This window comes from Actinomycetes bacterium (genome assembly GCA_036510875.1).
Taxonomy (GTDB): Bacteria; Actinomycetota; Actinomycetes; order Prado026; family Prado026; genus DATCDE01.
Genome location: DATCDE010000369.1, coordinates 1 through 8,074, shown reverse-complemented (window position 1 = coordinate 8,074; position 8,074 = coordinate 1). Strand labels below are relative to the sequence as shown.

At 73.4% G+C, this 8,074-nt stretch carries 8 protein-coding genes; all 8 read left to right on the top strand.

From position 1 onward, the window contains the following. The first annotated feature begins 304 nt into the window (after positions 1 to 304). Positions 305 to 991: an MtrAB system response regulator MtrA gene (gene mtrA, locus VIM19_21090; protein HEY5187329.1), complete on the top strand. Its 687-nt coding sequence runs from the start codon at positions 305 to 307 to the stop codon at positions 989 to 991. Between the two features lie 10 nt (positions 992 to 1,001). Then, a complete protein-coding gene (gene mtrB, locus VIM19_21085; protein ID HEY5187328.1) occupies positions 1,002 to 2,699 on the top strand; it encodes an MtrAB system histidine kinase MtrB in 1,698 nt (565 codons plus the stop codon). Next, on the top strand, positions 2,692 to 4,419 hold the full coding sequence (locus VIM19_21080) for an LpqB family beta-propeller domain-containing protein (protein ID HEY5187327.1): 1,728 nt from the start codon (positions 2,692 to 2,694) through the stop codon (positions 4,417 to 4,419). The genes mtrB and VIM19_21080 overlap by 8 nt, the downstream gene beginning before the upstream one ends. A gap of 66 nt (positions 4,420 to 4,485) precedes the next feature. Then, the gene (locus tag VIM19_21075) at positions 4,486 to 5,067 is read left to right on the top strand and encodes a phosphoribosyltransferase family protein (protein HEY5187326.1); all 582 of its coding nucleotides are present in this window, start codon (positions 4,486 to 4,488) and stop codon (positions 5,065 to 5,067) included. A gap of 271 nt (positions 5,068 to 5,338) precedes the next feature. Next, the gene (raiA, locus tag VIM19_21070) at positions 5,339 to 5,929 is read left to right on the top strand and encodes a ribosome-associated translation inhibitor RaiA (protein ID HEY5187325.1); all 591 of its coding nucleotides are present in this window, start codon (positions 5,339 to 5,341) and stop codon (positions 5,927 to 5,929) included. Positions 5,930 to 6,025: 96 nt separating this feature from the next. Further along, positions 6,026 to 6,697, top strand: a complete 672-nt coding sequence (locus VIM19_21065) for a response regulator transcription factor (protein ID HEY5187324.1) — start codon at positions 6,026 to 6,028, stop codon at positions 6,695 to 6,697. 80 nt (positions 6,698 to 6,777) lie between these two features. After that, positions 6,778 to 7,305: a hypothetical protein gene (locus VIM19_21060; GenBank protein HEY5187323.1), complete on the top strand. Its 528-nt coding sequence runs from the start codon at positions 6,778 to 6,780 to the stop codon at positions 7,303 to 7,305. A gap of 42 nt (positions 7,306 to 7,347) precedes the next feature. Beyond that, the coding region (locus VIM19_21055) for a crosslink repair DNA glycosylase YcaQ family protein (protein HEY5187322.1) at positions 7,348 to 8,074 on the top strand (727 nt) is incomplete at its 3' end.

The window sequence follows — 8,074 nt, the reverse complement described above, 5'->3', positions numbered from 1 at the left end:
ATGCCCAACGGGCGCAACGGGATCACCCCAGGCTTGACCGCGGCCGCCGCCGGTGCCCCGCCGTAAGGCGCGTACGGCGGTGGGGGTGGGGGCGGCACCGACCAGCCGGACGGCCCCTCGGGGGGCTCCTGGCCGGGGGTGGCCCAGCCGGGCTGGTCGCTCATCTGCGCTCCTGGGGGGCTCTCCGTGGTGATCGCGACCATGGTGTCACCTGGCCCTCGCCGCACCCCGGCAGCCGCGACCGTTTGCGCCCGATCGGGGAACGGATGCGGCAGTTGGCGCGTCGGATGCCACGATGGACGCCATGAAGGGACGCGTGCTAGTCGTCGACGATGACACCGCGCTGGCCGAGATGCTCGGGATCGTCCTGAGGGGCGAAGGTTTCGAGCCGGTCTTCTGCGCCGACGGGGCCCGTGCCTTCAGCGTGTTCCGGGAGACCCGGCCGGACCTGGTGCTGCTCGACCTGATGCTGCCCGGCCGTGACGGCATCGACGTCTGCAAGCAGATCCGCGCCGAGTCCGGCGTCCCGATCGTCATGCTCACGGCGAAGACCGACACGGTCGACGTCGTCGTCGGGCTGGAGTCCGGGGCCGACGACTACATCGTCAAGCCGTTCAAGGCGAAGGAGCTGGTGGCCCGGATCCGGGCCCGGCTGCGCCGGGACAACGAGATCGCCCCCGAGTCGCTGACCATCGGCGACGTGAGCATCGACGTGGCGGGCCACCGGGTGACCCGCGACGGCAGCGCCATCCCGCTGACCCCGCTGGAGTTCGACCTGCTAGTGGCGCTGGCCCGCAAGCCGTGGCAGGTGTTCACCCGCGAGCTGCTGCTCGAGCAGGTGTGGGGCTACCGGCACGCCGCCGACACCCGGCTGGTGAACGTCCACGTCCAGCGGCTGCGGTCCAAGATCGAGAAGGACCCGGAGAAGCCGGAGATCGTGGTCACCGTCCGCGGCGTCGGCTACAAGGCGGGGTCCCCCGAGGGCGGCTGAGGACCAGGTCATGACGTCCACCCCCTCCACCGCGCCGGTGTCGAGCCCGACCCCGGGCCACCGGCTGTGGTCGGCGATCTTCGGCGCCCGCGTGCTGGCCGAGCGGACCACCGACCGGGTGGTGGCGGCCTGGCGCCGGTCGCTGTACCTGCGGGTGGTGCTGACGACCACAGTGCTCTCGGTGCTCGTGGTGATCGTGCTGGGCTGGCTGCTGCTGTCCCGGATCAGCGCCGGCCTGCTCGACGCCAAGCAGCACGCGGCCCTGGACGAGGCTCGAGCCGGCCTGACCGAGGCGCAGGCCCGGCTGGACGCTGCCGACACCACCGACGCCGCGTCCACCGAGGCCCTGATCCAGGGGATCACCACGCAGCTGAGCAACCGGGCCGGGCAGCCTCCGCTGTACCAGGTGCTGCTGCTCGGCTCGGCGAACGTGCCGACCAAGCCGGAGTTCAGCAGCAACCTGGTCGACAAGGGCAGCGTGCCCCCGGCGTTGCGCGAAGCGGTCACTTCCACCCAGCGCCAGTCCTACACGTACACGACGATGCCGTCCGCGGACGGCACGACGCGGGTGCCGGGCTTCATCGTGGGCGCACCGCTGTCGGTCCCCGGGGCCGGGGCCTACGAGCTGTACTACGTGTTCCCGCTCACCCAGGAGCAGGCCACCCTGGCACTGTTCCAGCGCACGCTCATCGTCGCCGGCCTGCTGCTCGTCGGGCTGCTCGCCCTGATCGCCTGGGTGGTCACCCGGCAGGTGGTCACCCCGGTGCGGATGGCGGCGCGGACCGCCGAGCAGTTCTCGGCCGGCCGGCTCGAGCAGCGGATGGCCGTGCAGGGCGAGGACGACCTGGCCCGGCTGGCCACCTCGTTCAACCACATGGCGTCCTCGCTGCAGAAGCAGATCAGCCAGCTCGAGGATCTGTCCCGGGTCCAGCGCCGGTTCGTGTCCGACGTCTCGCACGAGCTGCGTACCCCGCTCACGACGGTGCGGATGGCCGCGGACGTGCTGCACGAGGCGCGCCAGGAGTTCGACCCGGCCACCGCCCGGTCGGCCGAGCTGCTGCAGAACCAGCTGGACCGCTTCGAGTCCCTGCTCACCGACCTGCTGGAGATCAGCCGGTACGACGCCGGCGCGGCGGTGCTCGAGCCCGAGCAGTCCGACCTGTGCGAGATCGTGCGCCGGGTGGTCGACGGCGCGGCGCCGCTGGCCGAGGCGAAGGGCAGCGACATCTCGGTCGTCACCGTCAGCCGGCGCTGCCTGGTCGAGTGCGACCCGCGCCGGGTGGAGCGGGTGGTGCGCAACCTGGTCGTCAACGCCATCGAGCACGGCGAGGGCCGGCCGATCGACGTCGCCGTCGCGCAGGACGTCGGCGGCGCGGCGGTCGGCGTCCGCGATCACGGGGTGGGGCTGCGCCCGGGGGAGTCCTCGCTGGTGTTCAACCGGTTCTGGCGGGCTGACCCGGCTCGGGCCCGGACGACGGGCGGCACCGGGCTCGGCCTGGCCATCGCGCTCGAGGACGCCCGGCTGCACGGCGGGTGGCTGCAGGCGTGGGGCCAGCCCGGGGACGGCACCCACTTCCGGCTGACCCTGCCGCGCCGGGTCAGCGACGTGCTGAGCAGCTCGCCGCTGCCGCTCGAGCCGCCGGATGCGGCCGTGGGCCGCCGGGTGCCGCTGACCGTGGGCCTGCCGGCCAGGGGCGCCGATGCCTAGCCGGCTGCCGCGCCCCCGAGGGCTGCGCGCGCTGGCTGGCCTCGCCGTCGCCGCGGCGTTGCTGTCCGCGTGCGCAGGCATCCCCGATTCCGGCCCGGTCCGGCAGGGCGCCGAGGTGGGCAGTGAGCGCAACGAGCCGTTCATCCAGCTGATCGCGCGCGAGCCGGTGTCCGGGCTCACCGAGCAGCAGGTCCTGGACGGCTTCCTGCAGGCCTCTGCGTCCTTCGACAACGACCACGGGGTGGCCAGGGACTACCTGGCCCCGGAGGTGCAGCACAGATGGCGGCCCGGCGTCGGCGTGGTGGTCTACGACGACTCCTCCGGCAACGGCGCCCTGCTCGTCCAGCAGGGCTCGGCGATCACGCTGAGGGCGACCGAGGTGGCCCGCATCTCCGAGCAGGGCGAGTACACCGCGTCCCCGGGCGGGACCGTCACGTCGGCCAAGTTCACCCTGCGCAAGGTGGGCGGCGAGTGGCGGATCGCGTCGCTGCCCGACGGGCTGTTCCTCACCCAGCTGGACGTCGCGCGGGCCTACCGCAGCTTCGACCTGTACTTCCCGGACCCGACCCGGACGGTCCTGGTGCCCAACCCGGTGCTGCTGCCCGTGGGGTCCGGGGTGTCGACCAGCCTGGTGCGCGCGCTGCTCGAGGGGCCCAGCGCCTGGCTGGCCCCGGCGGTCGCGACCGCCTTCCCGGTGGGGACGTCGCTGATAGGGGGTGCGCCCGTCCGGAACAACGTCGTCCAGGTGGACCTCAGCTCCGCGGCGTCCCGGGCCGGCTCGGAGGACATGAGGGCGATGTCCGCGCAGCTGGTCTGGACGCTTCGCCAGCTGTCCGACGTGGCCGCGGTCCAGATCAGCGTCGACGGCACCCCCCTCGCCGTGCCGGGCGCGTCCCCGGACCAGCCGCGCGACGCGTGGCCGTCCTTCGACCCGGACGTGCTGCGCGCCTCTGCCCTGGGCTACTTCGTGCGCCACGGCCGGGTGTACTCCTTCGGCAGCGGCTCCCCGAGCACCGTTCCGGGGCCGTTCGGGGACGGCCAGGTCGAGGTCCGGTCCCCGGCGGTGTCCCTCGAGGGTGACCTGCTGGCCGGGCTGGACAGCTCCGGTCGGCTGGTCCTGGGCCGGCTGGCCAACGACGAGAAGGCGAGCGTGGTGGTCGTCGGCACGTCGTTGACGGCGCCGTCCTGGGACATCTTCGGCGACGCGTGGGTGGTGGACCGGACCAAGGCCGGCCCGACGATCTGGACCGTCCGGGTCGGCGAGAAGCCGCGGAAGGTGGACACCGTGGGGCTGCCACCGGGCCAGGTGCTCGCGCTGTCGGTGGCCAGGGACGGCGCGCGCGCCGCGGTCGTGATCAAGGGCGCCGACGCCGGCCGGCTGTACGTGGGCCGGGTGGAGCGCGCGGCGGACCGGATCACCCTGGCCGGGCTGCGCCCGGTGGAGTCCTCCTACAGCGACGTGCTCGACGTGTCCTGGAACACGGCCGACCGGCTGGTGGTCCTCGGCGTGGGCCCGGCCGGGATCACCCAGCCGTCCATCGTCGACCTGGCCGGGGTGGTCCTGCGTGACCTCGGTTCGGTGGGCAAGAACATCACCTCGGTGGCCGGGGCCCCGGGCCGGCCGGTGCTCGCGGCCACGGCGACCGGCACGGTGTTCCAGTACTCGAACCTCAACTGGACCGAGCTGGGCGCCGGCGTCGACCCGGCCTACCCGGGCTGAGCCGCCCCGTCCACAGCCCCGGCCGCGGCCCCGCTGTGGACGACCGCGGTCCGGCACCGTGGCCGGATGCGACGGCTGCTCGACCTCGGCGAGGCACTGATCGACCTGGTGCTGCCCCGCACCTGCGCCGGCTGCCAGACCCCGGGTGCGCAGCTGTGCCCCGCGTGCCTTCGCTGGCTGCGGGCCGGGCCCTTCCGCAAGCCCGGGGGCACCTGGGCGGCGGCCCGTTACGAGGTCCCGGTGCGGGCGGCCGTGCTCGCCCACAAGGAGCACGGTCGGCGGGGCCTGGTCGCCCCGCTGGGCGACGCGCTGGCCGCGGCGGTGCTGGCCGCGGTCCGGGGGCTGGCCCGGGTGACCGCCGACCAGGCCGGGCGGGACGCCGCCGGCCGGGCCGCCAACCTGTCCGGGGCCATGGTGGTCTGCCCCGGGGCGGGCGTCCTGGGCAGCCACGCGGTGCTGATCGTCGACGATGTCGTGACCACCGGCTCGACGCTCGCCGAGGCGGTGCGAGTGGTGCGATCCGCCGGCAGCCGGGTGGTCGGCATCGCTGTGGTTGCGGTCACGCCCCGGCGGCACTGCCGCTGCCCGAGTCCGCCGTTCAGGGCATGGGTCGAAGTCCCCTCGACGATCATGGTCCGGCTCGGATAGCGTCCAGTTGTGGCACTCGCCCGGGTCCGTGGTTGCAAGCCGATGCCAGCCGCAGGCGAAACGGCCCACGTAAGGCGACTTCTCGTCGTCCGATCACGGTGCGGTTTAGGGATAAGTCCTGCCCCGCCGGGGGGCCAGATGTCCCCCGATCCGGGAGAAGGGGGGTAGTGGCAATAGCGCTGCGAGACCTTCAGCAGGCGGATGTGGGGACGAAGACCAGGTCGGCCGGGCGGGTGCTGCTTTCCGGACCGGTCAAGGACGGAGGAGCGCGGTGGACATCGTCGTCAAGGGGCGTCATCTCGAGGTGTCGGATCGCTTCCGCGACCACGTGAGCGACAAGCTCAGCAAGGTCGAGAAGCTCGATTCCAAGGTGCAGAGAGTCGACGTCGAGGTCTCCAAGGAGTCCAACCCGCGGTTGGCCGACCGGGCCTTCCGAGTCGAGCTGACCATCCGCAGCAAGGGGCCGGCCGTCCGGGCCGAGGCCGCGGCCGACGACAAGTACGCGGCCCTCGACCTCGCGATCGGCAAGCTGGAGGGTCGGCTGCGCCGCGCCGCCGACCGGCGGACCGACTGGAAGAAGAAGCCGTCCGGCAACGGCGCCGCGGCCGTCGAGGCGGCCCCTGCGGTGGAGGCTCCGAGCGAGGAGCCCGCGGGGGATCTCGGCGAGGGCCCCATGGTGGTCCGGGAGAAGGTCCACAAGGCCCACCCGATGACCCTGGACCAGGCCCTGTACGAGATGGAGTTGGTCGGCCACGACTTCTTCCTGTTCAGCGACGCCGCGACCGGCCGCCCGTCCGTGGTGTACCGCCGCCGCGGCTACGACTACGGCGTGATCCACCTCGACCTCGAGGCGGTCAGCTGATCGTCGGCTGATCCGGCCGGTCCGCCGCCACCGCTGCCCGGTCCCCGGCGCGTGCCATGATGGGCGCCCGGGAACCGAGCGGAGGTGGCGGCGCGTATGGATCGCAGTGAGCCGATCCGCGTCCTCGTCGTCGACGACCACGCGCTGTTCCGCCGCGGCCTGGAGATGGTGCTCGCGCAGGAGCTGGACATCGAGGTGGTGGGCGAGGCCGGTGACGGAGCCGAGGCCGTCGAACGGGCCGAGGAGCTGCTGCCGGACGTCGTCCTCATGGACATCCGGATGCCCCGCCGGTCCGGCATCGAGGCCTGCACCGCCATCAAGGACGTCGTCCCCTCGGCGCAGATCATCATGCTGACGATCAGCGACGAGGAGGCCGACCTCTACGAGGCGATCAAGGCGGGGGCGACCGGGTACCTGCTCAAGGAGATCTCGATCGACGAGGTCGCCACGGCGATCCGCGCGGTCGCCGGGGGCCAGTCGCTGATCAGCCCGTCGATGGCGTCCAAGCTCATCTCGGAGTTCGCCCAGCTGGTCAAACGCGACGACGACCGGCAGCAGGTGCCGGCGCCGCGGCTGACCGAGCGCGAGCTGGAGGTGCTGCGGCTGGTCGCCCGGGGCATGAACAACCGGGACATCGCCCGGCAGCTGTTCATCAGCGAGAACACGGTGAAGAACCACATCCGCAACATCCTGGAGAAGCTGCAGCTGCACTCGCGCATGGAGGCGGTCGTCTACGCCGTCCGGGAGAAGCTGCTCGAGATCACCTGAGCCGCGGAAACCTCCGGAGCCCCTCAGGCGTCCTGCTGGGTATCCACCGTCGGACGATCCCGCTCATCGCCGCCTCCGCCGTGCAGCCGGGCACGGTCTCCTCGGCCGCTCCGGCCAGCGTGGTCGGCCGGACCACCGCTCCGCCCTGGAACCGGCCGTCCGACCAAGCCGTCCGGGTCGCGGCGGCCGGGTTGACCCTCACTCCGGCCGAGACGCTCACCGTGCACTGCCACGCCCACCTGGACGTGATCGTGGACGGGCTGCCGGTCCCGGTGCCGGCCGGGCAGGGCATCGCCAGCACCGGGATCGCCCCGCTGCACACCCACGAGCCGGACGGCGTGGTGCACATTGAGACGCCGTCCCAGCAGACCTTCACCCTGGGCCAGGTGTTCGCCGAGTGGGACGTGGCCCTCGGCCGCGGCCGGGTCGGCGGGTACCTGAGCGGGGTGGACGGCCGCACCGTCGGAGTGTGGGTGGACGGCAGGGCGTTCACCGGGGACCCCTCGCAGATCGTGCTGACCCAGCACGAGGAGATCGTCATCGCCGTGTACCGGGGCACCCCGCCGGCCATCCCCGTGCAGTACGCGTTCCCGCCGGGGGGGGGGTAGCCCCGCGCCGTCGAGCCGGGCCGGTCCGGCAGGATCGGAGCTGTGCCCCCCACCGAGTCGCTGACTCTGGCCCAGGCCCGGCGGATCGCGCTGGCCGCGCAGGGCTTCGCCGACCCGCAGCCGGTCGGCGTCCCGGACCGGCGGGCGCTGCGCCGGGTGGTCGGGCGCACCGGGCTGCTGCAGATCGACTCGGTCAACGTGCTGGTGCGGGCGCACTACCTGCCGCTGTTCTCCCGGCTCGGTCCGTACCCCACCGCGCTGCTGGACCGGGCCGCCTACCGCCGGCCGCGTGAGCTGTTCGAGTACTGGGGCCACGAGGCCAGCCTGCTGCCGGTCGAGGTCCAGCCGCTGCTGCGTTGGCGGATGGCCAAGGCGCTGGACGACTCGTGGGGCGGCATGCGGGCGGTCGCCACCGAGCAGCCGGCGCTGGTGGCCGCCGTGCTGGCGGCGGTGCGCGAGTCCGGGCCGCTCTCCGCCGGCGAGCTGGAGCACCTGCACGCCGCCGACCGCGGCCGGCGCAGCGGCCCCTGGTGGGACTGGTCGCACGTCAAGCGGGCCCTGGAGTACCTGTTCTGGGCGGGGGAGGTCGCCACCGCCGACCGGCGCGGGTTCGAGCGGCGCTACGACCTGCCCGAGCGGGTGCTGCCGGAGGCGGTGCTCGCCGCTGCGACGCCGTCCCGGGCGGACGCCCAACGCGAGCTGGTGCGGCGAGCGGCCGGCTCGTTGGGGGTGGCGACCGAGCGGGACCTGCGCGACTACTACCGGCTGG